Annotated in this window: 23 protein-coding genes and 1 other RNA gene; 17 read left to right on the top strand and 7 right to left on the bottom strand. The window is 64.8% G+C overall.

From position 1 onward, the window contains the following. Together pgaB and AC1PLU_RS12565 are read right to left on the bottom strand one after the other, a co-directional pair. Entirely contained in the window at positions 1-1,899 is a 1,899-nt protein-coding gene (pgaB, locus tag AC1PLU_RS12570) for a poly-beta-1,6-N-acetyl-D-glucosamine N-deacetylase PgaB (RefSeq protein WP_481106391.1), read from the bottom strand. Continuing rightward, positions 1,881-3,839 (bottom strand): tetratricopeptide repeat protein, encoded by a 1,959-nt coding sequence (locus AC1PLU_RS12565; protein ID WP_481106390.1) that lies wholly within the window; start codon positions 3,837-3,839, stop codon positions 1,881-1,883. Before AC1PLU_RS12565 ends, pgaB begins: the two co-directional genes overlap by 19 nt. Positions 3,840-4,315: 476 nt before the next feature. Between AC1PLU_RS12565 and AC1PLU_RS12560 the strand changes: the two genes are divergently transcribed. The 3 genes from AC1PLU_RS12560 (at position 4,316) to AC1PLU_RS12550 (ending at position 8,843) form a co-directional block, all read left to right on the top strand. After that, a complete protein-coding gene (locus tag AC1PLU_RS12560) occupies positions 4,316-4,804 on the top strand; it encodes a TspO/MBR family protein (RefSeq protein ID WP_481106389.1) in 489 nt (162 codons plus the stop codon). A gap of 521 nt (positions 4,805-5,325) precedes the next feature. Further along, on the top strand, positions 5,326-7,833 hold the full coding sequence (gene thrA / locus AC1PLU_RS12555; RefSeq protein ID WP_481106388.1) for a bifunctional aspartate kinase/homoserine dehydrogenase I: 2,508 nt from the start codon (positions 5,326-5,328) through the stop codon (positions 7,831-7,833). 68 nt (positions 7,834-7,901) lie between these two features. After that, a complete protein-coding gene (locus AC1PLU_RS12550; protein WP_481106387.1) occupies positions 7,902-8,843 on the top strand; it encodes a homoserine kinase in 942 nt (313 codons plus the stop codon). Positions 8,844-8,917: 74 nt separating this feature from the next. Here the strand turns inward: AC1PLU_RS12550 and AC1PLU_RS12545 are convergent, their stop codons facing one another. Continuing rightward, complete coding sequence (locus AC1PLU_RS12545) at positions 8,918-9,232, bottom strand: EthD family reductase (protein ID WP_176341821.1); 315 nt, start codon at positions 9,230-9,232, stop codon at positions 8,918-8,920. A 173-nt stretch (positions 9,233-9,405) separates the two neighbouring features. Here AC1PLU_RS12545 and thrC point away from each other — a divergent pair, with 173 nt between their 5' ends. Both thrC and AC1PLU_RS12535 read left to right on the top strand, forming a co-directional pair. Further along, positions 9,406-10,713, top strand: coding sequence for a threonine synthase (thrC, locus tag AC1PLU_RS12540; RefSeq protein WP_481106386.1), 1,308 nt, complete (start codon positions 9,406-9,408; stop codon positions 10,711-10,713). Between the two features lie 101 nt (positions 10,714-10,814). Further along, entirely contained in the window at positions 10,815-11,561 is a 747-nt protein-coding gene (locus tag AC1PLU_RS12535) for a murein L,D-transpeptidase catalytic domain family protein (RefSeq protein WP_481095470.1), read from the top strand. 264 nt (positions 11,562-11,825) lie between these two features. Here AC1PLU_RS12535 and AC1PLU_RS12530 read toward each other — a convergent pair whose 3' ends face one another. Further along, the gene (locus AC1PLU_RS12530) at positions 11,826-12,491 is read right to left on the bottom strand and encodes a Crp/Fnr family transcriptional regulator (protein WP_481108520.1); all 666 of its coding nucleotides are present in this window, start codon (positions 12,489-12,491) and stop codon (positions 11,826-11,828) included. 203 nt (positions 12,492-12,694) lie between these two features. On the opposite strand from AC1PLU_RS12530, the gene hisS reads away from it, so the two are divergent. From hisS to AC1PLU_RS12475, 11 genes are all read left to right on the top strand, one after another. Then, on the top strand, positions 12,695-14,131 hold the full coding sequence (gene hisS, locus AC1PLU_RS12525) for a histidine--tRNA ligase (RefSeq protein WP_481106385.1): 1,437 nt from the start codon (positions 12,695-12,697) through the stop codon (positions 14,129-14,131). Between the two features lie 222 nt (positions 14,132-14,353). Continuing rightward, entirely contained in the window at positions 14,354-14,680 is a 327-nt protein-coding gene (locus tag AC1PLU_RS12520; protein ID WP_168959725.1) for a YerC/YecD family TrpR-related protein, read from the top strand. A 9-nt stretch (positions 14,681-14,689) separates the two neighbouring features. Next, entirely contained in the window at positions 14,690-15,604 is a 915-nt protein-coding gene (gene hisG / locus AC1PLU_RS12515; RefSeq protein WP_023903812.1) for an ATP phosphoribosyltransferase, read from the top strand. Then, positions 15,601-16,896 carry a histidinol dehydrogenase gene (hisD, locus tag AC1PLU_RS12510; RefSeq protein WP_481106384.1) on the top strand — a complete coding sequence of 432 codons (1,296 nt, stop codon included), beginning with the start codon at positions 15,601-15,603 and terminating at the stop codon, positions 16,894-16,896. Before hisG ends, hisD begins: the two co-directional genes overlap by 4 nt. Further along, a complete protein-coding gene (gene hisC, locus AC1PLU_RS12505; RefSeq protein ID WP_481106383.1) occupies positions 16,893-17,984 on the top strand; it encodes a histidinol-phosphate transaminase in 1,092 nt (363 codons plus the stop codon). The genes hisD and hisC overlap by 4 nt, the downstream gene beginning before the upstream one ends. Then, complete coding sequence (hisB, locus tag AC1PLU_RS12500; RefSeq protein ID WP_481106382.1) at positions 17,981-19,108, top strand: bifunctional histidinol-phosphatase/imidazoleglycerol-phosphate dehydratase HisB; 1,128 nt, start codon at positions 17,981-17,983, stop codon at positions 19,106-19,108. Before hisC ends, hisB begins: the two co-directional genes overlap by 4 nt. Further along, a complete protein-coding gene (gene hisH, locus AC1PLU_RS12495) occupies positions 19,105-19,707 on the top strand; it encodes an imidazole glycerol phosphate synthase subunit HisH (protein ID WP_205391613.1) in 603 nt (200 codons plus the stop codon). The genes hisB and hisH overlap by 4 nt, the downstream gene beginning before the upstream one ends. Next, positions 19,704-20,438 carry a 1-(5-phosphoribosyl)-5-[(5-phosphoribosylamino)methylideneamino]imidazole-4-carboxamide isomerase gene (gene hisA, locus AC1PLU_RS12490; RefSeq protein ID WP_481106381.1) on the top strand — a complete coding sequence of 245 codons (735 nt, stop codon included), beginning with the start codon at positions 19,704-19,706 and terminating at the stop codon, positions 20,436-20,438. Before hisH ends, hisA begins: the two co-directional genes overlap by 4 nt. Beyond that, positions 20,432-21,208, top strand: a complete 777-nt coding sequence (hisF, locus tag AC1PLU_RS12485) for an imidazole glycerol phosphate synthase subunit HisF (RefSeq protein WP_023903818.1) — start codon at positions 20,432-20,434, stop codon at positions 21,206-21,208. Before hisA ends, hisF begins: the two co-directional genes overlap by 7 nt. Then, positions 21,198-21,824: a bifunctional phosphoribosyl-AMP cyclohydrolase/phosphoribosyl-ATP diphosphatase HisIE gene (gene hisIE, locus AC1PLU_RS12480; RefSeq protein ID WP_481106380.1), complete on the top strand. Its 627-nt coding sequence runs from the start codon at positions 21,198-21,200 to the stop codon at positions 21,822-21,824. Before hisF ends, hisIE begins: the two co-directional genes overlap by 11 nt. A 169-nt stretch (positions 21,825-21,993) precedes the next feature. Then, on the top strand, positions 21,994-23,580 hold the full coding sequence (locus tag AC1PLU_RS12475; protein WP_481106379.1) for a calcineurin-like phosphoesterase C-terminal domain-containing protein: 1,587 nt from the start codon (positions 21,994-21,996) through the stop codon (positions 23,578-23,580). A gap of 287 nt (positions 23,581-23,867) precedes the next feature. On the opposite strand, the gene AC1PLU_RS12470 is transcribed toward AC1PLU_RS12475, so the two are convergent. Continuing rightward, complete coding sequence (locus AC1PLU_RS12470) at positions 23,868-24,959, bottom strand: C13 family peptidase (RefSeq protein ID WP_481106378.1); 1,092 nt, start codon at positions 24,957-24,959, stop codon at positions 23,868-23,870. Positions 24,960-25,171: 212 nt separating this feature from the next. Here AC1PLU_RS12470 and AC1PLU_RS12465 point away from each other — a divergent pair. Then, positions 25,172-25,235, top strand: a non-coding RNA gene (locus tag AC1PLU_RS12465) — sX9 sRNA. Between the two features lie 204 nt (positions 25,236-25,439). On the opposite strand, the gene mtnC is transcribed toward AC1PLU_RS12465, so the two are convergent. After that, on the bottom strand, positions 25,440-26,138 hold the full coding sequence (gene mtnC, locus AC1PLU_RS12460; protein WP_176341832.1) for an acireductone synthase: 699 nt from the start codon (positions 26,136-26,138) through the stop codon (positions 25,440-25,442). A 2-nt stretch (positions 26,139-26,140) separates the two neighbouring features. Beyond that, complete coding sequence (locus AC1PLU_RS12455) at positions 26,141-26,707, bottom strand: 1,2-dihydroxy-3-keto-5-methylthiopentene dioxygenase (protein ID WP_043889181.1); 567 nt, start codon at positions 26,705-26,707, stop codon at positions 26,141-26,143. Between the last annotated feature and the right edge of the window lie 22 nt (positions 26,708-26,729).

The raw sequence follows: 26,729 nt of genomic DNA, 5'->3' as shown, positions 1-26,729 counted from the left end.
TTACCGCTCGATATAAGGGAATTGCCGAGCCGACATGGCCTCGCGCGCTTCAGGAAGAGACGGGTGGCCGCCGATGAAGTCGTCGGGGTAATAGGCCAGGTGGCGCACGCCCGCAGCCAGGAGCAACTTGGTGTGTTCGAGCAGCACACCGTCGGGCAGCGGCTTGCCGGTGCGCCAATCCACGGTCTGCAGTTCGAAGATGGTGTTCTCGAAGCCACGCGGCTGCTGGCCGACACGCTGCGCCAGCTGCTGCAGCCAATGCTGCGGGTCGTTGGCCTGCTCCATGTAGGGCATCGCCATCAGCGCGGTGTAGTCGTAGGCCGCGGCAAAGGCGTCCAGGCGCTGCGCAAACCAGGCTTCGCTCTGCGGCTCCAGCACTGGCTGCGCGAACAGGTTGCGCACGGTCACCAGCTTAGGACGCCAACGTTCGGCAGCCGCTTTGAGTTCCTGTGTGAAGCCGATCAGCTGCTGCGTGCGTTTGGCTGGATCGCCATTGCCGTAAGCACGCACTTCGTCGTCGCGCAGATAGGCATCGTCATGGAACAGCAGGCCTTCGAAATAGGTGTTTGCGGCAAGGTCTTCGTAAATATCCGCGACCAGCTGATGCGTGCGCGGATTGCCGGGATCCAGGCGCGGCACATCCTTCGGATCCTTGCCGCGAATCTGCAGTGCGGCCTGCTGCTGGGTATCAGGTAGATGAAAGCCCAGCACCGGCAGCCAGGCGAACACGCGCACGCCCGCACGGGTGCGCAGCTGCCAGGCGACGCGCCCGAACAGATCCGCGCGCATCGGCAGATGGCGGTTGGGGAAATACAGCGCATCGGCTGCGCCGTCTCCATCCGGGTCGGCGAAGGCCTGCAGGAACACATGGCTGGGGCCGATGTCCTTGACGCGCTGGACCAGGATGTCGAGGTTACGTGCCAGCTGCGCCGGATCCGGGTCGTAGACGTAATCCAGATCGATCTGGATCGCACGCAACCCATCGCGCGACAGATCGCGTCGCAGTTCGCCGGCCAGATCGCGCACATCCGGATTGTTGAACAGCAACAGGCGGCCAAGGCTGGCCAGCGATTGCCCATCCACGCGATCGCGGCCTTGTTGGCCGATATCGGCTTCGTGCGAGCGGCCTTCCAGATCGAAGCTGAGCGTCATGCCCAGTTGCGCGGCAATCTCATTGCTGGCGCGGTTGTAGGCGGCATACGGCCACACCATGGCGCGCGGCGGCTTGCCCAGATGCGCCACGATCGCGTCGCGGCTATGGCGCAGATCGGTCTGGATGCGCTGACGGTAATCCGCTTCGCTTTCATAGCCTTTGCCCGCATCCCAACGACGGGTGACAGCTGCAGGCGTCTGATTGCCGAACGGATTGCCGGCGATGCCTTTGTGCAAGTCATCGCTATGCGAGCCGATTTCGATCAGGCCGCTGTCCTGCATCTCGCGCAGTTGCGCCCAGGTGACGAAATCATCGTGAGTGAAATCGCGATGGCCGTAGGGCACCACTTGGCCAACCGGCAATTCGACCCAGCTGGTGACGGGTGCGACCAGCGCGGGATAACCGTAGGCCTGCAATAACGGGAAGACACGCGTGTAGACGCTGCGCAAGCCGTCGTCGAAGGTGAGCAACACCGGCCTGGAGGGCAGGGCGCGCTTGCCGGCACGTGCGTCCAGCACCTGCTGCACGCTCACCGGGTGATAGGCATGCGAGCGCAGCCAATCCAGATGCGCGGCGAAGTTGCTGGTGGACACCGCATAACGATCGGGGTCGCCCTTGGCGGCGACATCGTCGCGAATATCGTGGTAGCTGAGCACCAGCAGGCCCGCCTGCGCCGACGACGCAAACGTCATCAGCAACAAGGCGACCAGCAACAGCGGCAGGCGGATCAAGGCGTACCTCCCCATCGGAAATCCAGGTCAAATCCAAGTTGTTGTTCGCGCTGGCCGTCGTAGACCGGACGCGACCAGCTCACGCCATAACTCAGCGCACTGCCATCGCCCAGCGACCACAGGTGCCGATAGGCCGCGCTGGGCACCCACTGGCTGCCGAAGCCGGATTGATAAGTCGTCCCGGCAGTGACTTCCAGCCGCTGCCGAAAGGCGTAGTCGTAGCGGCGCCAGCCGATCTGATCGATGCGCACGCCGGCGGCCACCGCAGAGCTGCGGCGTGGATTGAAGTAATTGACTGCGCGCTCGTCTTCGGCGCGTCCGGCCGAGGCGGCGAACAGGCCGTCGAGCAGCACGTGCGGGCTGGCCCACAGGCGTTGGCTGCCGGAGAGATCGAGCTGGTCGCGTCGATTGCCGTCGCTATAGCGCAACTGGCGTGTCTGCAATTCCCAGCGGCTTTCGTCGTTGGGTGTCCAGCGCACGGCGGCGCCGATGCTGTCGCCGGTGATGCCGAAGCGGCGTGCCTGCAATGAAGCTTCTGGATCACGCGTGCGCCAGGCGACGCTGCCATACCATGCATCGGAAAAACGCCAGCCGGCATCCAGCGCCCAGGCGGTGCCGTCGCGATCGAACGCATCGAGCGCACGTCCGCCGTAAGCGCTGAGATCCAGACGGTCGTAGTGGTAATGCGTTCCCAGCCAGAAGCTGCGATAGCGCACGCGCGTGTTCTGGAAGTCGGCCCAATCGTCGCGCGCGCGCAAGCCCACACGCCAGCCCTCGCCAAGAAACGGCGACTCGGCTTCCAGCAACGTACTGCCGAAGTCGTTGCCGAGCGGCGAGGTGCTGTTGGTCAGGGTGTCGTTGTCGCTGCGTCCGCGCGCATGGCTGAGGTGCACTCGCCAACCGCGTTGACGTTCCAGTGAAGCGCCAAGCCGCTGCAGGCCGGCATCGTCCGGGTATTCCATGCGAAGCGGCGTATATGCGGCATCGGCAAGATCCAGGCGGTCCAGATCGCGCTGCGCTTCCACCACGCCACTGCGGGCCTGTTTTTGATGCGGATCCAGCGTCAATGCGACAGCGTTACGCTGCAACGCCTTGGTGGGTTGCCCGTGACGAAACTCGATCGAGGCCAGTGCGGCCTGTAGTTCTGCATTGTCGGGACCGATGGCCAAGCGCTCGCGCAGCAAGGCGTCTGCGTCGCGGTTGTCGTTCGCTGCAGAGCGTGCAGTGGCCAGTGCGATATCTGCACTGAAGCGATCCCAATTTTCGTAACCGCTGGCCGCACCATCACGACGCGGCCACGGCGCTTGTGTGGTCGAGAGTTTTTCGAACAGTGGCATCGCAAGATCGAAGCGTTCCTGCTCCAGCAATGCGTAGCCGAGCAGGAGCTGGCTGTTGAAGTCGTTCGGCGTGTGCTGCAAGGCTTGCCGAAGCACGGCTTCGGCTTCGGCCGGGCGACGCAGGCCCATCAGCGAATCGCCGACCGTTGGCAACACATACGCGGGAACGTCGATCCCTTCGGCTCTTAATGCCTGATAGTTGGCCACCACATCGCGATGGCGCTGACGTTGGTTGAGTGCAACCAAGGTATCGACGCGCAATCGCGTGGCTTCCCATGCCACCTTCGGCGGTGCTTCGCGCTCGATGCGGGCGACATTGACCAGGGCCTGATCGGTTTCTGCATAGCGATGCGCGGCATCGATCGGTTCGGCACTGGCCCAACCGATCATGCGGGCAACGCGATCGTTTTCGATGCGCTCGCGTTCTTGCTGCGAGAACCAGTCCGGATGCCGCCACACGGCCTCCGCCGCAAGCTGCGCGCTGCCGAGGTCGGTCAGCGTGATCGCACGCATGGTGTAGGCACCACGATCACGCGGGTCTTGGCGTAGTACACGTTCGTAGATGGCGAGCGCATCTGCATAGCGCTGCTGGCCGCGTAACTGCTCAGCCTGCTGCATGGGAGTGTGGGCAATGGAGACGCCAGTCACTTCTGTCGGCCGCACTTCACCGCTGTGCGCCTGAGGCACACATGCGGCAATCAAAGCGAGGCTGAGCAGGGGAGTGACTGCGCCTTTGCGGTCAGGACAGCCGCGACGCACGTGGTTGCGTAGGCAGGAGGGAAAGGGTGTTCATTAGCGTTCCAGGCGTATGACGACTGGCGATACTGCGTATGCCCATGTAAAGCCTATGTCGTCACGGAGCTAACGAGATCTTCATCGGTTGTGTTCGCTATAGTTTGTGATTTTTGTCACAAAAAAGCCTGGTTTGGTTTGAGAGATCACGTGTAGCTATCTAACAGCCAAGCGCCGACTTCGCTTAGGCAAGGAGCGTTATTTCGAATGCAATTTTTATCGTTTATTGGAAATTTCTCTAGAAAATTTCGTCATTCTGAGTGTGAATTGACCGCGAATTGGCGCCCAATCGAGTGAGTAAAATGATCAAGAAAATGCAGCGACTTGGTTTGATGTGCTGGCTGGTACTTTGCTACGCAGTAGCCGCCCTGGGAGCGGCGGCATCGATCAAAGCGGCGAGCTTCTACGCCGAGTTGCAGCAGCCGGCCTGGGCGCCGCCGGGGTGGCTGTTCGGGCCGGTGTGGACCGCGTTGTACGGAATGATGGCGGTGTCGGTGTGGCTGGTCTGGCGGCGCGGTGGGTGGAGCAGTGCGCGTGGGGCGCTGAGTCTGTTCGTGCTGCAGTTAGGGTTGAACGGGTTGTGGAGCTGGTTGTTCTTTGCCTGGCACATGGGCGCCTGGGCGTTTGTCGATATCGTGGCGCTGTGGGTGGCGTTGGTGCTGACGATCGTAGCGTTCGCCAAGTGGCAGCGGGTTGCTGCGTGGTTGTTGGTTCCGTATCTGCTGTGGGTGAGTTTTGCGGCGGCGTTGAACTATTCGGTGTGGCAGCTCAATCCGCAGGTGCTTGGCTAAGGGCTGTATGGATCAAAAATGGCTGATGCACTTTGCGTTCGGCGCAAGATGGGAGCGCGGCCGCTAGGCGGAATCAGCCGAATCCGACCTCGTCTGGCACGAGGTCTCCGCTACAGGATGCTGCGCAAGCACCGCTTGGCCTGGCGCATTAAAAGTTTCCATAGCAATCAATCGTTTGGGGCTGCGTCGCTTAAATCTTTGTCCTGCAAGGCTTTCTGTATAGGTGCGCGGTCGCGCAGGGCTGACGTAATACGCGGTGCTTGACAGCCTTCGGCCCGGTGATGTCTTTTGCACACATGCCTAATGCTTTCGCCACCGCTTCGCTTACCTGTCAGCCGCAGCTGCGGCAGGGTGCGGGCGTGGCCGGCATTAGCACCACCATTACCACCGCCACCATTCGCCCGGTGCGGTCCGTCGTCTTCGCGTAATTTCCGAAAACAACGGCCCCGCACCCGGATCAGGATGCGGGGGTCTCCCTCTCTCACCTGAAGCGGACGGGGCCTCCCTAACGAGGTCTGTCGATGTCATCGCTTGCTGTTTCGCTCGAACCCGCTGCTGTTCTCGCGTCCTCTGCGCGCACCGTTGTGCACAAATTTGGCGGCACCTCGGTGGCCGATGCCGAGCGCTACCGGCATGTGGCGCAGCTGTTGCTTGCACGCGAGGAGACGGTGCAGGTCACCGTGGTGTCGGCGATGAAGGGCGTGACCGACGCGTTGATCGAATTGGCCGAACTGGCGGCGCAAGACCGCCCCGAGTGGCGCGATCGCTGGCATGAAACGCGGGCCCGCCATCGCGGCGCGGCAGTGGCGTTGCTGGGCGAACATTCCGGGCCAACGGTAGAGTGGCTGGACGAGCGCTTCGAGCATCTATCGCAAATCCTCGGCGCGCTGGCGGTGATCGGCGAGCTGCCACGCGAGGTGCTCGACCGCGTGCAAGGCCTGGGCGAGGTGTATTCGGCACAATTGCTCGGCGATCATTTCCGCGCGCTTGGCGAGGATTGCGCGGTGCTGGATGCGCGCGATGTGCTGGTGGTCAATCGCGGCGAACTCGGCGTGGATGTGGATTGGGATGTCAGCGCGCAGCGCTTGCAGACCTGGCGCCAGGCGCATCCGCAGACACGCGTTGTGGTCACCGGGTTTGTGGCGCGCGACCGCGCTGATCGCATCACCACCTTGGGGCGCAACGGCAGCGATTATTCCGGTGCGATCTTCGCGGCCTTGTTCGATGCCGATGAGCTACATATCTGGACCGACGTGGATGGCGTGCTCTCGGCCGATCCGCGCGTGGTTCCCGAGGCGGTGCAGCTGGAAACGCTGAGCTATGACGAAGCCTGCGAGCTGGCGTATTTCGGCGCCAAGGTGGTGCATCCGCAGACGATGTCGCCGGCGATCGAGCGCGGGCTGCCGATCATCATCCGCAATACCTTTCAGCCCGAACATCCAGGCACGCGCATCACCGCCAGCAGCAAGGTCAGCGGGCCGATCAAGGGGCTGACCTTGAGCCCGGATCTGGCGGTGTTGAATCTGGAAGGCACCGGCCTGATCGGCGTGCCGGGCACGGCCGAGCGGGTGTTTGCGGCGCTGCGTGTGGCGCAGGTGTCGGTGGTGATGATCTCGCAGGGCTCGTCGGAGCATTCGATCTGCTGCGTGGTCAAACAGCATGAGTCCGAGCGCGCGCGCAATGCGCTGTTGCAGGCGTTTGCGCATGAGCTCACGGTCGGCCAGGTGCAGCGCGTGCAGCTGACCACGGGCATCAGTGTGTTGGCCGCGGTCGGTGATGGCATGGCCGGGCAGCCGGGTGTGGCGGCGCGCTTGTTCGAGTCGCTGGGGCGTGCGCAGGTCAATATCCTCGCGATTGCGCAGGGCTCGTCGGAGCGCAATATCTCGGTGGCCATCGATGCGGCGCATGCGACCAAGGCCTTGCGTGCGGCGCATGCGGGCTTCTGGTTGTCGCCGCAGACCTTTTCGGTGGGCGTGATCGGGCCGGGCAATGTGGGCGCAGCGTTGCTGGATCAACTGCGCATTGCGCAGCTGCAATTGCTGGGCAAGGCCAACATCGATCTTCGCCTGCGCGCAGTGGTTTCGCGCGGCCGCATGTTGCTCGACGAGCGCGGCCTGGTCGGCAATTGGCGCGATGCGTTTGCCGCAGCAGCCACCGCGACCGATCTGGAGCGTTTCACCACGCATCTGCTGTCTGCACATCTGCCGCATACGGTGATCATCGATTGCAGCGGCAGCGCGGAAGTGGCCGACCGCTATGCGCAGTGGCTGGCCGCCGGCATCCACGTGGTGACGCCGAACAAACAGGCCGGCTCCGGCCCGCTGGCGCGCTACCAGGCGATCCGCGCGGCGGCCGATGCCAGCGGTGCGCGTTTCCGTTACGAGGCCACCGTGGGCGCGGGGCTGCCGGTGATCACCACGCTGCGCGATCTGGTCGATACCGGCGATGCGGTGACCTCGATCGAAGGCATCTTTTCGGGCACGCTGGCCTGGTTGTTCAACAAATACGATGGCAGCGTGCCGTTCGCCGAATTGGTGACGCAGGCGCGCGGCATGGGCTATACCGAGCCGGATCCGCGCGACGATCTGTCCGGCGTGGATGTCGCGCGCAAGCTGGTGATCCTGGCGCGCGAAGCCGGGCGCGAGATCAGCCTGGAGGACGTGCAGGTCGAGAGCCTGGTGCCCGAAGCGTTGCGCCAGGCCAGCGTGGACGATTTCATGGCGCGTCTGCATGAAGTGGATGCCACATTCGCGCAGCGTCTGGCCGATGCGCGTGCACGCGGCAATGTGTTGCGTTACGTCGCGCAGCTGCCGCCGGATCGGGCGCCCAGCGTGGGTCTGGTCGAGCTGCCGGCCGATCACGCGTTCGCCAATCTGCGTTTGACCGACAACGTGGTGCAATTCACCACGCGCCGTTATTGCGAGAACCCGCTGGTGGTGCAGGGGCCTGGCGCGGGGCCGGAAGTCACTGCGGCAGGTGTGTTTGCCGATCTGCTGCGGGTGGCGGCAGGCGAGGGGGCGCGGTTGTGAATCAGGCGGTTGCAAACCAGGCGGCTGTAAATCAAACGGCACTAAACCAAACAACCGAAGCGAATCACGTGGCGACCGCGACGCAGCGCCTGCACGAAGCACGCGCCTTCGCACCGGCTTCGGTGGCGAATGTGGCAGTAGGATTCGATCTGCTCGGTTATCCCATCGACGGCGTCGGCGACACCGTCACGGTGCGGCGCATCGATGCGCCACTGGTGCGTATCGCTGCCATCCGCGGCACCACCGTGGCCTTGCCGCTGGATGCCGAACGCAACACGGCGGGCGCGGCGTTGATCTCGTTGCGTGCGGCATTGGCGCTGCCGTTCGGTTTCGAGATAGAGATCGACAAAGGCATCGCCTTGAGTTCGGGCATGGGCGGCTCGGCGGCCTCGTGCGTGGCGGCATTGGTTGCTGCCAATGCGCTGCTAGACACGCCGCTGGGCAACGAGCAGCTCTACCAGTACGCACTCGATGGCGAGGCGGTGGCCAGTGGTAGCCGCCATGGTGACAACCTGGGGCCGCTGTTTTTAGGCGGGGTGGTGTTGTGCACGCTGGAGCGGCTGGTGCCGATTAGCGTGCCGGCGGCGTGGCATAGCCTGCTGGTGCATCCGGACGCAGTGCTGGAAACGCGGCGCGCTCGTGAAGCCTTGGCTGGCGACTATCAATTGCGCGAGTTCGTCGCGCAGAGCACCAACCTGGCGTTGGTGTTGGCTGGCTGCCATGCCGGCGATGCGGGCCTGGTCCGTGCGGGCTTGCGCGATGTGTTGATCGAGCCACGCCGCGCGCCGTTGATAGCCGGGTTCGCGGCTGCCAAGCAAGCTGCGCTGGATCACGATGCACTGGGTGCCAGCATTTCCGGCGCCGGCCCCAGTGTGTTCGCCTGGTTCGAATCGCGCGCGGCCGCCGACGCTGCGGCCGCATCGGTGAAGGCCGCATTCGCAGGCGTTGGCCTGGATAGCCAGCACTGGGTGTCTCCGATCGCCAGCCCGGCCGCGCGGTTGCTCGCATGAGTCGGCGCGCGCATGCGGTACTCGACCAATCACGCTTGCAGTGCACGCATGCCGTGCAACCTGCGACGCAGCATTCAACCGACCACGACCTCGCTGATCTGCATCACCGGCGCAAGATCGGTGTAGTTGGGAATGTCGCCCAGGATTTCCTCGGCATGCGGCCCGAAACTGGCGCCGAAGGCCTCCACCGATTCGCAGAAGATGTGGCACATGCCGATGTAGGGCGGGGTGCTGCCCGGCTCGCCGCCACTGATGCCTTTATCCACCGTGTAACTGAGGCAGGCCGCGCCCATCCGTGCGCTCACCAGCGGCATGTGGGTGTCGCGGTAGTAGGCGTGGTCGAAGCGGGCGCCGTCGCGGTACGGGTACATCACGCTGACCTTGATCATCTGCCTGCTCCACGGAAAGGTGCCCGCAGCATAGCGCCGTGGTGCCGGCGGTGGATGACCATCTGGCCGGGTGCGGCCAGGGCACCGACATCGGCCCAACCGCCAATCCCGGTCTCCGCGTTCTCGGGCAATGCCGCATTGCCTGCCTCGTTCTCGCTTTGTCTGGAGTCACCATGAACTTCATCTCCACCCGTGGCGGCGCGCCTGCCGCAAGCCTGAGTCAGGCGATCGCCGCCGGCCTGGCACCCGATGGCGGCCTGTACGTGCCGCAGATCCTGCCGCCGGCACGCACGCTCGCTGCCGGCGCCGCTCTGGCCGATACCGCCGCTACGTTGCTGCAGCCTTTCTTCGAAGGCGATGCGCTGGCAACAGAGCTGCCGGCCATCTGCGCCGAAGCGTTCGACTTCCCCGCGCCGTTGGTGGCGCTGGCTACGCCCGGCGATTACGCGCTGGAGCTGTTCCATGGGCCGACCGCCGCATTCAAGGATTTCGGCGCGCGCTTTCTTGCCGCCTGCCTGACCCGCCTGCGCCGCGCCGAAGACCGCCCGCTCACGATCCTGGTCGCTACTTCCGGCGATACCGGTGCTGCGGTGGCTGCGGCGTTCCATCGCCAGCCGGGCTTGCGCGTGGTGGTGCTGTATCCGGATGGCCGGGTGTCGCCGCGCCAGGCGCATCAGCTGGGCTGCTTCGGCGACAACATCCAGGCCTTGCGCGTGGCCGGCTCGTTCGACGACTGCCAGGCGATGGTCAAGCAGGCCTTGAGCGATGCCGCGCTGCAGGCACAGGTGCCGCTGAGTTCGGCCAACAGCATCAGCCTGGGGCGTTTGCTGCCGCAGATGAGCTACTACGCGCATGCCGCTCTGCAACACCATGCCGGCGCGGGCGCAGCGCTGAATCTGGTGGTGCCTACCGGCAATCTGGGCAATGGATTGGCGGCGATCCTGGCGCGCGCGCTCGGTGTGCCGCTGGGCCGCATCGCGCTGGCGTCCAATGCCAATCACGTGTTGCCGGATTATTTTGCCGGCGACGATTACGCGCCGCAGCCCAGCGTGGCGACACTGGCCAATGCGATGGACGTGGGTGCGCCGAGCAATTTCGAACGGCTGCGTTGGCTCTACCAGGGCGACGATGCCGCGTTGCGCGACGCATTCCGTGCGTTGTCGGTGGACGATGCGGCGATCCGCCACACCGTGCAGCAGCGCTTTGCGCGCTACGGCGAAGTGCACTGCCCGCACACCGCCACTGCCGTGCACGTGCTCGAACAACTACGCGCAGAAGGGGCCGAGGGCGGAACCGGCGACTGGGCGGTGGCGGCTACCGCGCATCCGGCCAAGTTCGAAGGCGTGGTGGAGCCGCTGATCGGCCGTGCTGTCGAGGTTCCACCGGCGCTGGCCGCGCTGTTGCAGCGTCCCGCACACGCCGAAGCACTTGCGCCGGACTACGCCGCCTTCCGGCAGCGTCTGCTTGCGGATGCAGCCTGACCCAACGCGTTCAGGCGCCAGGGGTTGGAAAGTTCCGCACATGAGGCTATCTCTATCGGGTGCGGCCCCGGCGTGGCGCCGCGTCCGCTGTGGGTTGTTGCATGTCTTATCGAGTGATCGCCGCTGCCATCGCCTTATGCGGTTGGGCAGCGGCTGGAACGGCCAGTGCGGCCGATGCCATTTCTGCCGCCCCATTGGCATCGTTGGGGACACCCAGCATGGGGTTGGTGGATGCCCTGGCACGCCAGGCGCCGTCGCTGGACCGCCAGGTGCTGGCCTTGGCTGCCGAGGCGCTGCAATGCGCGCGGCAGCGCCAGCAGGTGGGTGCCGAGCGCGTGCTCAGCGTTATCGACTACAGCCGGCCATCGACCGAGCGCCGGCTGTGGGTGTTCGATCTGCAGCGGCAGCGGCTGCTGTTTCAGGAATGGGTGGCGCACGGGCGCAACACCGGCAACAACCTGGCGGCGAAGTTTTCCAACGACGATGGCAGTTTCCAGTCCAGCCTAGGCGCGTTCACCGCGCAGGAGTCCTACACCGGCCACAACGGCTATTCGTTACGGCTGAAAGGCCTGGAGCCCGGGTTCAACGACCATGCGCGCGACCGGGCGATCGTGATCCACGGCGCGCCCTACGTCAGCGAGGCGGTGATCCGCTCCCAGGGCCGGCTCGGGCGCAGCCTGGGCTGCCCGGCCGTGCGACCGGCGGTGGCCAAACAGTTGATCGACACCTTGCGTGAAGGCGCCTTCGTGTTCGCTTACTACCCGGACCGTGCCTGGCTGCGGCAATCGCGGCTGTTGAGTGGCGGATGTGGCGCATCGGTGGCGAGTGCGAACGTGGGTGGGCGTTGAGGGAGTTGCGTGCAGGTCGCTAGGCGTGGGTTGTCTCGCGATCGGCTTGAAGCGCCAACATCTCCGTCGAATCCCTAAGTGGGCCACTTGCGATATCCGCAACTCGGGCCGCCTGCTACACGTTGCGGCTGATTCTCAGCCAAGTGAGTGCGGGCTGGCATATAGCACCCATAGCATTGCTGTATTGGCTTCCGCAGCTACTGCGTCCGATGGGCAAACTTGCAGTGGCGTGTCAGTCAGTTTCAGCCAATCAACCGCCACACCTCAAACCGTATCGCCGGCCAGGCTGCGCAGCGCCGCGTAATCCAGGATCTGCACCAGATGCAGTTGCGGCAGCGCAATCAGTTGCTGTTGCCTGAGCTTGGTAAAGGTGCGGCTCACCGTCTCCACGGTCAGCCCGAGATGGTCGGCAATATCGCTGCGGCTCATCGGCAGCGCCACGGTGTCGCCGCTGGCGCCGGGCTGGGTGGAGCGCGCCGCCAACCGCAGCAGGAAATGCGCCAGCCGCTCGCTGGGTTGCAGGCGCGCCAGCAGCAGGCCGGTGTCCTGCGCGGCGGCCAGTTCCATGCTGGCCCGCTGCAGCAGCTTGCGTTCCAGCTGCGGGTAGTGATCGCGCAACTGACGCATCTGTGTGATCGGCGTTCGGCAGACCCGGCTGTCGATGATGGCTTCGATGTCGTGGCGGTGCTGTGGCGTTTCGGTCAGCCCCACGTAGTCGCCGGGCAACACGAATCCGGTGATCTGGCGGCGCCCGTCGGCCAGCGTGCGTACCAGCCGCAACGCGCCGGAGGTGACGGTGTAGACGTGATGACGGCTCTCGCCCGCGCGCACCAGGGTGCTGCCGGGCGCATAGGTCTGGGCGTGGGTGGCCTGATCCAGTGCTTCCATTTCCTGTGGCGACAGCGCCGCGCAGATGGCCCGGCCGCGCACCGCGCACTGCGCGCATTCGGAATGGCGCGCGTCGCTGCCCGATACGGCGCTTGGCACCGCACAGTTCGTGCTGGGATCTGAAAGCTGCCGGTACATGGGCCACGCATTGCCAAGAGGCGCTGCAATGATACGCCATGCGGTCAGCGCGGCCGCCAGCCGGTAGAATTGCGCGTTCGCCACATTGCCCTGCAGGAGTTTCGCTCGTGATCAAGCCCCGTACGCCGCCCGGCATCATGGAATTGCTGCCGCGCGAGCAGATCGCGTTCCAGCGCATGCTGGACGTCATCCGCCGCAATTACGAGCGGTTCGGGTTCCTACCGGTCGAAACCCCGGTGTTCGAGCTCTCCGACGTGCTGTTGACCAAATCCGGCGGCGAGACCGAGCGCCAGGTGTACTTCGTGCAGTCCACCGGCGCGCTGGCCAATGCGGCTGCCGCCGCCGACGAGGGCGCCGAGAGTGGCGGCCTGCCGGAGCTGGCGTTGCGCTTCGACCTCACCGTGCCGCTGGCGCGCTATGTGGCCGAGCACGAGCACGAGTTGAGCTTCCCGTTCCGTCGCTATCAGATGCAGCGCGTGTACCGCGGCGAGCGTGCCCAGCGCGGGCGTTTCCGCGAGTTCTACCAGTGCGACATCGACGTGATCGGCAAGGATGCGCTGAGCATCCGTTACGACGCCGAGGTGCTGGCGGTGATCCACGCGGTGTTCGCCGAGCTGGGCATTGGCGAGTTCAAGGTGCAGTTGAATAATCGCAAGCTGCTGCGCGGTTTCTTCGAAAGCCTGGGCGTGGCCGAGGGCGAGCTGCAGCTGGCGGTGCTGCGCGAGGTCGACAAGATCGACAAGCGCGGCGCCGATTACGTGCGCGATACGCTGGTGGGCGAGGGCTTCGGCATTGCTGCAGAACAGGTCGACAAGATCCTGGCCTTCGTGGCGGTGCGCTCGAACGGACATGCCGATGCGCTGGCGCAGTTGCAGGCGCTTGAGGCTTCGGTCGGCGCGAGTGCGACCCTGGGCGAGGGCATTGCCGAATTGCGCGAGGTGCTGGAACTGGTCAAGGCGCTGGGCGTGCCCGAGAGCGCGTACTGCCTGAACTTCTCGATCGCGCGTGGGCTGGATTACTACACCGGCACCGTCTACGAGACCACGCTGACCGACCACCCGCAGATCGGTTCGATCTGCTCGGGCGGCCGCTACGAGAGCCTGGCCAGCCACTACACCAAGTCCAAATTGCCCGGCGTCGGCATTTCGATCGGCCTGACCCGGCTGTTCTGGCAGCTGCGCGAGGCCGGCCTGATCCAGGGCATCGCCGAAAGCAGCGTGCACGCGATGGTGGCGTTGATGGACGAATCGCGCCTGGGCGACGCGCTGGATATCGCGCGCCGGCTACGTATCGGCGGCATCAACACCGAAGTGCAAATGGAGCCGAAGAAGATCGGCAAGCAGTTCCAGTACGCCGCACGCGCGGGCATCCGCTTCGTGGTGCTCGCCGGCGACGACGAACTGGCGCGCGGGGTGGTGGCGGTCAAGGACCTGGTGCGCGAGCAGCAGTTCGACGTCGCCCGCGATGAGCTGGCCAGCACCTTGCTGGTGGAGCTGGAGCAGGCCAAGGCGATGCTGGTGGCTGGTGGCGTCAAGGCCGATTGAGGCGCTGGCCGGCTAGATAGGGAATGCAGCCAGGGTGGTACAGCGTAGGCGGCGCCCCAGGGTACCGATGCGGAAACAAACCCACTGACACCTCGCTGTCGGTGGGTTTTTCGTTTCTGATCCGCAGCAGGGTCCGCTACTTCGCTGAACGCTTCGGACTGCAGCGCTTGTCCTACGGACCCTGATTGCGTTAACGTACTAACACGCTATTACATTAACGCAATGAAACAACGACCCGCTCCCCGCGAAAGTGCCGATGTCGCTGCCTCCCTCAAGATGCTGGCCGATGCCCTGGCGTGCCTGAAGGAGCCCGGCGCGGTGGAGGCCTTTCTGCGCGATCTGTGCACGCCTGCCGAGCTGGAGGCCATGTCCGACCGCTGGCGGGTGGTGCCGTTGTTGATCAAGGGCGTGCCGTATCGCGAGATTCACGAGCTGACCCAGGTCAGCGTGACCACCATCGGGCGCGTTGCACGCACCCTGGAACACGGTGCCGGCGGCTATGCCACGGCCCTGCGCGAGCAATCGGCGCGCCCTGACGAATCCCACTGAGAGAACAAGATGAGTGCTTCCACGGCAGCACCGGCACGTGACCGGTTGCGTATCGCCATCCAGAAGAGCGGCCGTCTGGCCGAACCGGCGCGCAGCCTGCTGGCCGCCTGCGGGCTGAGCTGGCGGCAGAGCCGCGACAAATTGTTCTGCTATGGCGAATCGCTGCCGGTGGACCTGCTGCTGGTGCGCGACGACGACATCCCCGGCCTGATCGCCGATGGCGTCTGCGACCTGGGCATCGTCGGCCAGAACGAGCTCGAGGAGCAGGCATCCGAGCGCCGCCGCAACGGCTTGCCGGCCGCGTATCACGCGGTGCGCGGGGTCGGTTTCGGCCAGTGCCGATTGATGCTCGCGGTGCCGGAGGAGTGGGACTGGCAGGGTGTGGCGCAACTGGCCGGCAAGCGCATCGCCACCAGCTACCCGGCGATCCTGGCCGACTGGCTGGAGCGCCAGGGCATCGACGCGGCGGTGGTGGAATTGTCCGGCTCGGTGGAAATCGCCCCGCGTCTGGGCACTGCCGATCTGATCTGCGATCTGGTTTCCAGCGGCGCCACCCTGGCCGCCAACCAGCTCAAGCCGGTCGAACTGGTCATGGAAAGCGAAGCGGTGCTGGCCGGCGCCGTGCGCGAACCGGCCGATGCACGTGCCGCCTTGTTGGCGATGCTGCTGCGGCGCATGGACGGCGTGCTCAAGCTGCGCGACAGCAAGCTGCTGATGTTCCGCGCCGAACAGGACAACGTGGATGCGTTGCGCCGCCTGCTGCCCGACGCCGACCCACTGGTGCAGTTGCCAGACGATGGAAACGGCGTCCTGCGGTTGCAGACCATGTGTCATGGCGCGGTGACCTGGCAACGCTTGGAAGAACTCGAACGCGCCGGTGCGCAAGGTCTGATGGTGTTGACAGTGGAGCGCTCGCTGGCATGAACATTCTCGATTGGTCCCAACTCGATGCCGCTGCACGCAGCCAGGCATTGACCCGCCCGGTGCAGACCGTGGCCACGCAGACACGCGATGCGGTCGCTGCGTTGATTGGCGATGTGCGCGCCCGCGGCGATGTCGCATTGCGCGCCATCACTGCGCGCTTCGATGGCGTGTCGCTGGAGAGCTTCGCCGTGAGCGAGGCCGAATTCGCCGCAGCCGAAGCGGCGGTGGCCCCGGAACTGCGTCAGGCCATGCAGGACGCGGTGGCACGGATCGACACCTTTCACCGCGCCGGCATGAGCGCAGGCTATGCGGTGGAAACCGCGCCGGGCGTGGTGTGCGAAAAGATCGTGCGGCCGATCGGCCGGGTCGGCTTATATGTGCCGGCCGGAAGCGCGCCGTTGCCGTCGACCGCCCTGATGCTCGGCGTGCCGGCGCGCCTGGCCGGTTGCCGTGAGGTGGTGCTGTGCACGCCGCCGCGCAAGGACGGCAGCGTGGATCCCGCGGTGCTGGTCGCCGCGCAGCTCACCGGCGTGCGCCGTGTGTTCAAGCTCGGCGGTGCGCAGGCAATTGCGGCGATGGCGTATGGCACCGAATCGGTGCCGAGTTGCGACAAGTTGTTCGGCCCGGGCAACAGCTTCGTTACCGAAGCCAAGCAGCAGGTGGCGCAGTCCGGTGCGGCGGCGATCGACATGCCTGCAGGCCCGTCGGAAGTGCTGGTGATCGCCGATGCCGGTGCGCAGCCGGCCTTTGTCGCGGCGGATCTGTTGTCGCAGGCCGAACACGGCCCGGATTCGCAGGTGTTGCTGCTGTCTGACAGCGATGCGTTGATCGCAGCTGTAGAGGCGCAGCTGGAAGTTCAGCTGGCGCAACTTTCGCGCGCAGAGATCGCGCGGCAGGCTCTGGCGCAATCGCGCCTGATCAAGGTGACCACGCTGGACGAGGCGTTTACGATCAGCAATCGCTATGCGCCAGAACACCTGATTCTTGCACTGCGCGAACCGCGTACCTGGCTGAGCCAGGTCGAAGCGGCCGGCTCGGTGTTTTTAGGCGATTACACGCCCGAAGCGCTGGGCGATTACTGCAGCGGCACCAACCACGTATTGCCGACCAGCGGCGCGGCACGCGCCTATAGCGGCGTGAGCGTGGCCAGCTTCCAGAACATGGTCAGCGTGCAGGCCGCCAGCAAGGCCGGCATCGACGGCATCGGCGAATGCGCATTGATTCTGGCGCGTGCCGAAGGCCTGGATGCGCACGCCAATGCAGTGGCATTGCGGATGGGAGTGGCAGCATGAGTACCACATCGATTCTGGATCTTGTGCGAGAGGACCTGCGCGCCTTTGCCGGCTACTCGTCGGCACGCACCAGCGCCTTGCAGGGCGATGTGTGGCTCAACGCCAACGAGTCGGCGTGGGGAAATCCAGCCGACCCGGGCGCCAGCACGCGGCGCTATCCGGATCCGCAACCCAAGGGTTTGCGCAGCGCGCTGGCGACGCTGTACGGCTGCGCGCCCGAGCAACTGTTGATCGGCCGCGGCAGCGACGAGGCGATCGATCTGCTGGTGCGCGGACTGTGCGTGCCCGAGCGCGATGCGGTGGTGGTGACCCCGCCGGTGTTCGGCATGTACGCGGTGTGCGCGCGCTTGCAGAACGCGCCGTTGGTCGAAGTGCCGCTGGTGGATGGGCCTGAGGGTTTCCACGCGGACATCCCGGTGATTGTCGAAGCAGCGTTGGCCGCGCGTGCCAAGTTGGTGTTCCTGTGTTCGCCGTCCAACCCGGCCGGCTCGGCGATTCCGTTGGACGAGATCGAAACCGCTTTGCAGGCATTGCAGGGCAAAGCGCTGGTGGTTGTCGATGAAGCCTATGGCGAATTCTCCGATGTGCCATCGGCAGTGAGTCTACTTGCGCGCTACGACAATCTGGCCGTGTTGCGCACGCTGTCCAAGGCGCATGCGCTGGCGGCGGCACGCATCGGCAGCCTGATCGCCAACGCCGAATTGATCGCCTTGCTGCGGCGCTGCCAGGCGCCGTACCCGGTGCCGACCCCGTGCGCGGCGATGGCCGAGCAGGCCTTGTCCGCGCCGGCGCTGGAAGTCACCCGTCGGCGCATTGCGGAGGTGCGCAGCGAGCGCACACGCGTGCACAAGGCGCTTGAACAACTGGCCGGTGTGCGTCAGGTGTATCCCTCGCAAGGCAACTTCCTGCTGGTGCGCTTCGACGATGCCGAAGCGGCGTTCCAGGCATTGCTGGAGGCCGGTGTGGTGGTGCGCGACCAACGCGCGGTGCCGCAGCTGTTCGATGCACTGCGCATCACCCTGGGCACGCACGAACAAAACGAACGCGTGCTGAGTGCGCTACAACGCAAGCAGGAGGCCGCCGCATGACCCCGATTCTTTTCGTCGACCGCGACGGTACGCTGATCACCGAGCCGGCCGATTACCAGATCGACGCCTACGAAAAACTGCGCTTCGTCGACAACGTGATTCCGGCGATGCTCAAGTTGCGCGATGCCGGCTACCAGTTCGTCATCGTCAGCAATCAGGACGGCCTGGGCAGCGAAAGCTATCCGCGCGCATCGTTCGATGGCCCCAACAACCTGATGCTGCAGATCTTCGCCAGCCAGGGCATCGTGTTCCGCGAAGTGTTGATCGATTGCAGCTGGCCCGCCGACAACGCGCCCACGCGCAAGCCCGGCGTCGGCCTGATGGTGCCGTATCTGCAGGATCGCAATATCGACTGGGCACGCTCGGCGATGGTGGGCGACCGCATCACCGACATCCAATTCGCGCAGAACCTCAATATCCGCGGTTTCCAGCTGCGCACCGACGAGTTCGGTGGCGAGTGGGACTGGCCTGGCATCGCACACGAGCTCGCCGATGCGCCACGGCGCGCGGTAGTCCAGCGCAATACCAAGGAAACCAGGATCCGCGTCGAGCTGGATCTGGATCGCGTGGCCGAACCGCACACCGCCACCGGCCTGCCGTTCTTCGATCACATGCTGGAACAGATCGGCAAACACGGCGGCTTTGCGCTGGACATCCGCGCCGAAGGCGATCTGCATATCGATGAGCACCACACCATCGAAGACACCGGTCTTGCGCTGGGCCAGGCCTTGCGCGAAGCGCTGGGCGATAAGCGCGGCATCGGCCGTTACGGCTTCGATCCTGAAGACAGCCCGTGGCGTGTTGTCGGCGACACCGCGCAACATGGCTTCACGTTGCCGATGGACGAAACCATCGCCAGCGCCGCGCTGGATTTCAGTGGCCGGCCGTACTTCGTGTTCGAAGGCGATTTCAAGCGCGAACGCGTAGGCGACATGCCCACCGAACTGGTACCGCATTTTTTCCGTTCGATCTGCGATGCGTCCGGTTTGAATCTGCACCTGAGCGTGCGCGGCGAGAACGATCACCACAAGGTCGAAGCCTGCTTCAAGGCGCTGGCGCGTGCGCTGCGTCAGGCGATCCGCCGCGAAGGTACCGCATTGCCATCGACCAAGGGTGCGCTATGACCGACCTTGCGCTGATCGATGCCGGCGGCGCCAATCTGGGCTCGGTGCGCTATGCGTTGGAGCGGCTGGGCGTGGAAGCGCGCGTGGTACGTGATCCCGAAGGGTTGCAGGGCGCACAGCGCGTCATCCTGCCCGGTGTTGGCGCCGCACCCGAAGCGATGTCGCGCTTGCGCGCGCAGGGCTTGATCGAACCTTTGCGACAACTGCAGGTGCCGCTGATCGGCATCTGCTTGGGGATGCAATTGCTGTTCGAACATTCCGAAGAAGGCGATGTCGATTGCCTCGGGCTGTTGCCGGGTATCGTGCGGCACATGACGCCTGCGCTGGGCATTCGGGTGCCGCATATGGGCTGGAATCAGCTGGTGCCGATGCGCGAATCCGCGTTGCTGGCGGGTCTGCCGGAGCGTGCCAGTGCCTATTTCGTGCACGGTTACGCCGCACCGGTGACGGCCGATACCGTGGCCGCCTGCGATCACGGTGGCTTGTTTACCGCGGTGGTGCAGCAAGGCCTGCGCTGCGGCGCGCAGTTCCATCCCGAGCGTTCGGCCGAAACCGGTGCACGCATCCTGCGCAATTTCCTTGAGATGAGCTTCCCATGAGTTTCACCGTTTACCCCGCGCTGGATATCCGCAACGGCCACGTGGTGCGTTTGCTGCAAGGCGATTACGCGCGCGAAACCCAGTACGGCGACGATGTGCTGCCGCGCGCGCAGGCGTTTGCCGATACTGGCGCGCAGTGGATGCATCTGGTCGATCTGGATGCGGCGAAGGCGGGCGGCTACACCTTGGCCGCGACACTCGGCGAGATCGTGCGCCAGACGGGCCTGCAGGTGCAGACCGGCGGCGGTGTGCGTTCACGCGAGGATGTAGCGCGCATCCTTGATGCCGGCGCCGCACGCGTGGTGGTCGGTTCGTTGGCCGTGCGCGAGAGCGAGACCGTCATCGGCTGGCTGCAGGAATTCGGTGCCGATCGCTTGACCTTCGCGCTGGATACCAGGCAAGACGCGCACGGCGTCTGGCAATTGCCGGTGCATGGCTGGACCGAAGCGGCCGAGGCCACGCTGGACCAACTGGCCGTGCGTTACGCGCAAGCCGGTCTGCAGCATCTGTTGTGTACCGATATCGCCCGCGACGGCATGCTGTCCGGCCCGAACATGGACCTGTACGCACACCTGCGCACGCTGGCGCCGCAACTGCAGGTGCAGGTTTCCGGCGGTGCGCGCAATCTGGCCGATGTGGCTGCCGCCAAGGCCGCAGGCTGCGCCGGCATCGTGCTCGGCAAGGCCTTGCTGGAAGGGCATCTGGCGTTGAAGGAGGCACTGGCATGCTGAGTCGCCGCATCATTCCCTGCCTGGACGTGCGCGACGGGCGCGTGGTCAAGGGCGTCAAGTTCCGCGACCACATCGACATGGGCGACATCGTCGAGCTGGCATTGCGTTATCGCGCGCAAGGTGCCGACGAGCTGGTGTTCTACGATATCGGTGCCAGCCCGGAGGGACGCTCGGTCGATTACACCTGGGTCGAGCGGGTCGCGCGGCTGATCGATATTCCGTTCTGCGTGGCCGGTGGCATCCGCGATGTGGACACCGCGCGCGCGGTGCTGCATGCCGGTGCCGACAAGATCTCGATCAACTCGCCGGCACTTGGCAGGCCGCAGTTGATCTCCGAGCTGGCCGATGCCTTTGGCGTGCAATGCGTGGTGGTCGGTGTCGATTCGATCCGCGAGGACGATGGGCAGTGGCGCGTGCGCCGCTACACCGGCGATCCGAGCAAGACGCAGGCCTTGCCGATGCGCACCCTGGATTGGGTGGCCGAAGCGCAGCGTCTGGGTGCCGGCGAGATCGTGCTCAACTGCATGGACAACGATGGCGTGCGGCGTGGCTATGACATCGCGCAGCTGCGTCAGGTGCGTGCGCTGTGCCACGTGCCGTTGATCGCCTCAGGCGGTGCGGGTGAGATGCAGCATTTTGCCGATGTATTCGACCAGGCCGATGTCGATGGCGCCCTGGCGGCGAGCGTGTTTCATAGCGGCGCGATTCCGATCCCGGAACTCAAGCAATTCCTGCGCGCGCAACAGATCGAGGTACGTGATGGGCAGTAACGACAACGAGACGGCAGCGGGCGACGCGCTCGCCGCGCTGGACTGGAGCAAGGGCGACGGCTTGCTGCCGGTGGTCGTGCAGGACGCCGACAACCTGCGCGTGCTGATGCTGGGCTACATGAATGCCGAAGCGCTGGCGGTCACCCAGCAACGTGGCGAAGTCACCTTCTTCAGCCGCAGCAAGCAGCGTTTGTGGACCAAGGGCGAGAGCTCGGGCAATGTCTTGCGCGTGGTGTCGATCGAGACTGATTGCGATGCCGATACGCTGCTGGTGCAGGCGCGGCCGCATGGGCCAACCTGCCATCTCGGCCGCACCAGCTGTTTCCCGAATGCGCCAGGCCAGTTCCTCGGCAGTCTGGATGCCTTGATCGCCGCGCGCGAACACGAGCGCCCGCACGGCAGCTACACCACCAAACTGTTCGAGCAGGGCATCCGACGCATCGCGCAGAAGGTGGGCGAAGAGGGCGTTGAAACCGCACTGGCCGGCGTGGTGCAGGGCGATGCCGAGTTGCTGGGCGAATCGGCCGATCTGCTGTATCACCTGATCGTGCTGCTGCGCGCGCGCGGCCTGGGCCTGGGCGATGCGGTGGCGTTGCTGGAGTCGCGGCACAAATAGCGCGCTTGTGTAGGAGCGCCCTCGGGCGCGATGGGGCTTCATCGATAACGCCCATCGCGCCCAAGGGCGCTCCTACGAGGATGTGTCGTATGTCTTTCGGCCTTCAAACCGCGGCGTGCGCCTCGCCACCACAGGTACAATTTCCGCTGATCTTTTCGCGGGAAAACGCATGCAGCTTCGTATCGCTCTGTTGGCCCTGGGATTGCTCGCGGGAAGCGCATACGCGCGCGATGCGGTTGTCGATGGCATCGTCTATGAAGAGCGCGACGGGCGGGCCGGACGCAGCGCGGATGAGCCGGGCATCGCCGGTGTGACCGTTTCCAACGGCGAGCAGCTGGTGCGTACCGATGCGCAAGGCCGCTACCGCTTGCCGGTGCGCGACGGGCAGACGGTGTTCGTGATCAAGCCGGGCGATCGCAGCTTTGTGCCAACCGCCGACGGACTGCCGGGTTTCTGGCGTCACTACGCGCCCAAGGGGTCGGCCAAGCGCAAGTACCCAGGCATTGCCGCCACCGGGCGCAATACGCGCAACTGGGATTTCGCACTGACCCCGCGCGCAAGTGCTGCCGCCGATGGCTTCCAGATGCTGGTGTTCGCCGACAGCCAGACCGCCAGCCTCGTTGACGTGGGTTACTACCAGCGCGACATCGTGGCGCCGATCGTCGGCAAGACCTCGGCCCTGCTCGGCACCACGCTGGGCGATATCGTCAGCGACGATCTGAGCCTGTATCCGGCCTTGAACAAGGTCACCACCCAGTTGGGCGTGCCATGGTTCCATGTGCCGGGCAATCACGATCTCAACGTCGATGCCGGCGACGATGCGCATTCGCTGGATAGCTGGCGTGCGGTGTACGGCCCGGACACCTATGCGGTGGAAGAGGCCAACGCCAGCTTCGTATTTCTGGACGATGTGATATATACGCCCGGCGCTAAGCCGGCGTATGTCGGCGGACTGCGCGAAGATCAGTTCGTGTTTCTGCAGGCGTATCTTGCGCAGTTGCCGCGCGAGCGCCTGCTGGTGCTGGGCATGCATATTCCATTGTTCGATGCAGCGCCAGGACAGGAAACCTTCCGGCATGCCGATCGCAGTCGCCTGTTCGCGCTGTTGAAGGAGTTTCCGCATGTACTGGTGCTCAGCGGGCACAGCCATACCCAGCGGCAGGTCGATCACGGCGCCGACGAAGGGTGGCAGGGCGCCAAGCCGCTGCACGAATACAACGTCGGCGCGGCCTGCGGTGCGTTCTGGTCGGGCGCCAAGGATGCCGACGGCATTCCCACCGCCACGATGAGCGACGGCACGCCGAACGGTTATGCGGTGCTGCAGGTGGCGCCCAGCGGCGACTACACACTGGCGTATCACGCCGCGCGCGCGGCCGACGACGCGCAACTGCTGTTGCATGCGCCCAAGGTGCTGCGCCAGGGCGCGTATGCGGCGTGGGGCATCTACGCCAATGTGTTCATGGGGCAGGACGATACCGTTGTTCAGATGCGTATCGACAATGGCGCATGGCAGCCGATGAAGCGGGTGGAGCGTGCCGACCCACGCTTGCTGGCCGAGAACGTGCGCGACGATGCGGCCGAGCAATTGCGCGGTTACGACCGCTCGCCAGAGGCCACACCGTCCACGCATCTATGGCGTGGCGCGTTGCCGACCACGCTGGAGGTTGGCGAGCACACCGTTGAAGTGCGCGCTGCGTTGCCGACTGGTGAGTACAGCGCAAACACGGTGTATCGCTTGCAGCGTGCCGATCCTTGATGGAGAGGCGTGCGTCGTGCGTGGGTTCTTGGTGTGTAGCCCATCGCGCATAAATGCGCTCCTACGGCATTTATTGGTCGGAACGTTTGCGTTGGATGCGACGCATCAACCCTATCGCCAGAAACACAAACGCCTCCACAAGGGAGGCGTGTTGGGATCCGGGCTGGCAGGCGATGGCGCGCTGGCGGGGATCGATGCTGGCTGGCGTGTGCTGGCTGGCTGCGCGAGTGTAGCGAGGCCGCGCAAGCGCTGACGAAATGAGAATTAGTCTCAGTGCGTTGCAGCTGTCAGGGTGTCGACGGTGCAGGTACAGGCGACGGTTTGCGCGCAGTGGTGGAGACCGTCGGCAGCTTGGTTTTCGTCGGGCTGTCCGCTGACTCAGCCTCGGAGTCGGCATTCGGATCGACGTCCTGCTCGGTTTCCGGCGCAACCTCCAGCGGCGGATACGGATAGGCAACCGCCGGCCCTGCGTGCAGCCCTGCACGCCAGCGTGCCAGCACCGGCGCGATGCGTCTGCCGAGCGATTGCTGCGGCAGTGAGGGCAGTTCGCCGTCCTGTTTCTCGCGCGCAGTGATGGCGGCCTTGGCTACATCGAACGCAGCCAACGGGTCATCGCGCTGGTTCATCGCATCGATCAGCCAGGCCTGGCCGAAGTAGGTCGCGTTGGAGGTATTGCCGCAGCCGAACGAGGGCCGGTCGGCACGCGCGGCGGTGAGGATCAGCGTGTCCGGCGAGCGCAGTGCCGGGATGAAACCACCCGAATAGCAGGCCGACAACACGATGATGCGATTGCCGATGCCGGCATCGTCCAGCGCCTTGCGCAGGTCCTGCGGGCTGATGAAATCCTCTTCGTTTTCGTCCACCTGCACGTAGAGCGCGTGGTCTTCGGTGCCATGGGTGGTGACGAACAGCAGCAGCGCGTCTTCCTTGCGATCCATGCGCTTGCCGACTGCGGCGAGTGTGTCGTAGAGGTTGTCGTAGGTTGCCAGCGGTGCGTATGGCTGCTCGCCCAGATTGTCCGGGTTGTTGACCAACGTGACCACGCGGCCGCGCGCATCGAAGCGCTGCTCGAACAGCTGCTTGAGGTACAGCGTCTCGTTGCGGAACACATCGTCGCTGGCATCGCCGGCGAAGCCGACCACATACAGATCGGTGACGCCGGGGCGCTGCGGCTGCAACGCTTTCAATGCCTGCGCAAGTGCGGCTAGGTCGACTGCATCGACCTCGTCCTGAGTTGCCGCAGCCTGGCTCGTCGCAGATTGGCTCGGCAACGTGGCACCTGCATCCGGATGGCAGCCGGCCATCAAGGTCACAATGACGATCAACAGCGACAGGCGCCGCAGCAAGGCGTTCGGTCCGATGGTGAAATGCAGCGACATGAAAAACGCCGAGGTCTGAGAGAAACGGGTGGAGCGCCTGGGCGCAGTGATCGCAACGCAGACCGCGACGTTGCACGACGTTCACTGATCCATTTCAAGCACGTCTTGAAGAACAGGTCTTGCGGAACACGTTTTGTAGAGCGGGCCTTTAAGAGTGGCTAGCAAACTACTGCGCAGCCGCCAGGCGGGCGCGATCGGTGCTCGGAATCGGCATGTACCACTTGTACACTTCGGTTCCTCCACGCCCTTCGCGCCCACCTGACAGTGTTGTTAGCCGCTCCAGGTGCATGCGTCGCCGATACTTCATCGGCATCATCCGCTGGCATAACCCTGCTAACAAAACCAAGCCGGCGGTCGTCCTATGGATTTGGACGGCGCGCCCAAGGCCGCAGCCTGCGCATGCCAGATGCGCGCGATACATGCCGCATCGAACACCGACTGCACTCACATGCCAATGCGCCCAGCCGGTTTGTCGAGCGCTTACAGCACCAGCTGGGAAAAGCTCTCCACGCGCTGATGGCTACCGACATCCTCGGCCGAGCGCGGGGTGGGGTAGTCCTCCAGACGGTCCAGCAACGCGGTGCGCATGCCGGCACGTTTGGCGGCATCGAGCTCTTCGATCACGTCCGACAAAAACAGGATCTCGCCAGGCGGCACCCCGATGCGTTCGGCAATACGCCGATAGCTGGCGGTCTCGCGCTTGGGGCCGACTTCGGTATCGAACCAGTCGCTGACCAGCCCGCTCAGGTCGCCCGCATCGCTATGCGCGAAGAACAGCTTCTGCGCTGGCACCGAGCCGGACGAATACACATACAGCGGAATGCCGGCCGCATGCCAGGCCTGCAGCTGGATTGCCGCGTCGGCATAGATGTGCGCAGTGAAGTCGGCGGTCTTGTAGCCATCGCCCCAGATCAGCCCCTGCAAGGCCTTGAGTGCGGTGTGCTTGCGGTCTTCGTCGATCCAGGTCTGCAGCGTGCTGACCAGGACCTCGTCGGGCACGTCCTCGCCGATTTCATCGGCCACCTGGTTGAGCCAGTGGCGCACCTGCGGGTGACTGCCGTGCTCTTGCACATAGGCCGGCATGGCGCGGCGCGCATACGGAAACAACACGTCCTTGACGAACGAGATGCTGCTGGTGGTGCCTTCGATATCGGTGAGGATCGCTTGCGGTCGTGTCATCGTCAGCTGGCCTTGTGAGGTTTCTCGGGGGCGTAGCGGGGGAATTGTTGGGCGATTTCGGTACCGGTGAAGTGGCCGACCCAGCCATCGGGCTCGGTGAAGAAGCGGATCGCCACGAAGTGCGGCTCCGGCCCCATGTCGAACCAGTGCAGGGTGCTGTCGGGCACGGCGATCAGGTCGTCCTTGACGCATTCGATCTCGTAGACCTTGTCGTCCACGTGCAGTGTGAACTGGCCCGAGCCGGCGACGAAGAAGCGCACCTCGTCTTCCTTGTGGAAGTGCTCATCCAGAAATTTGGCGCGCATTTCTTCGCGCTTGGGATTGTCCGGTGCGATGCTGACCACATCTACGGTCTTCAAGCCGCGCTCGGCGCTCAGCCGCTCGATATCCTCGCGATAGGCGGCCATGACCTGTTCGGGTGTGGCGCCCGGCTCGATCGGCTGCGTGGCCTGCCAGCGCTCGAAGGTCACGCCGATCTTGCTCAGCTCGGCGGCGATCTGCTCGCCGTCGCGGCTATCGAACTGCGCCAGGTTGGGGTCGGAATCGTTGAAGATGCGAAGTCGGCTCATGGCGATCTGGCTCACAAGGTGT

Source organism: Xanthomonas sp. NCPPB 2933 (genome assembly GCF_056725225.1).
The sequence above is the reverse complement of the archived record's forward strand: the minus strand, read 5'-3'. Positions and strand labels throughout refer to the sequence as shown.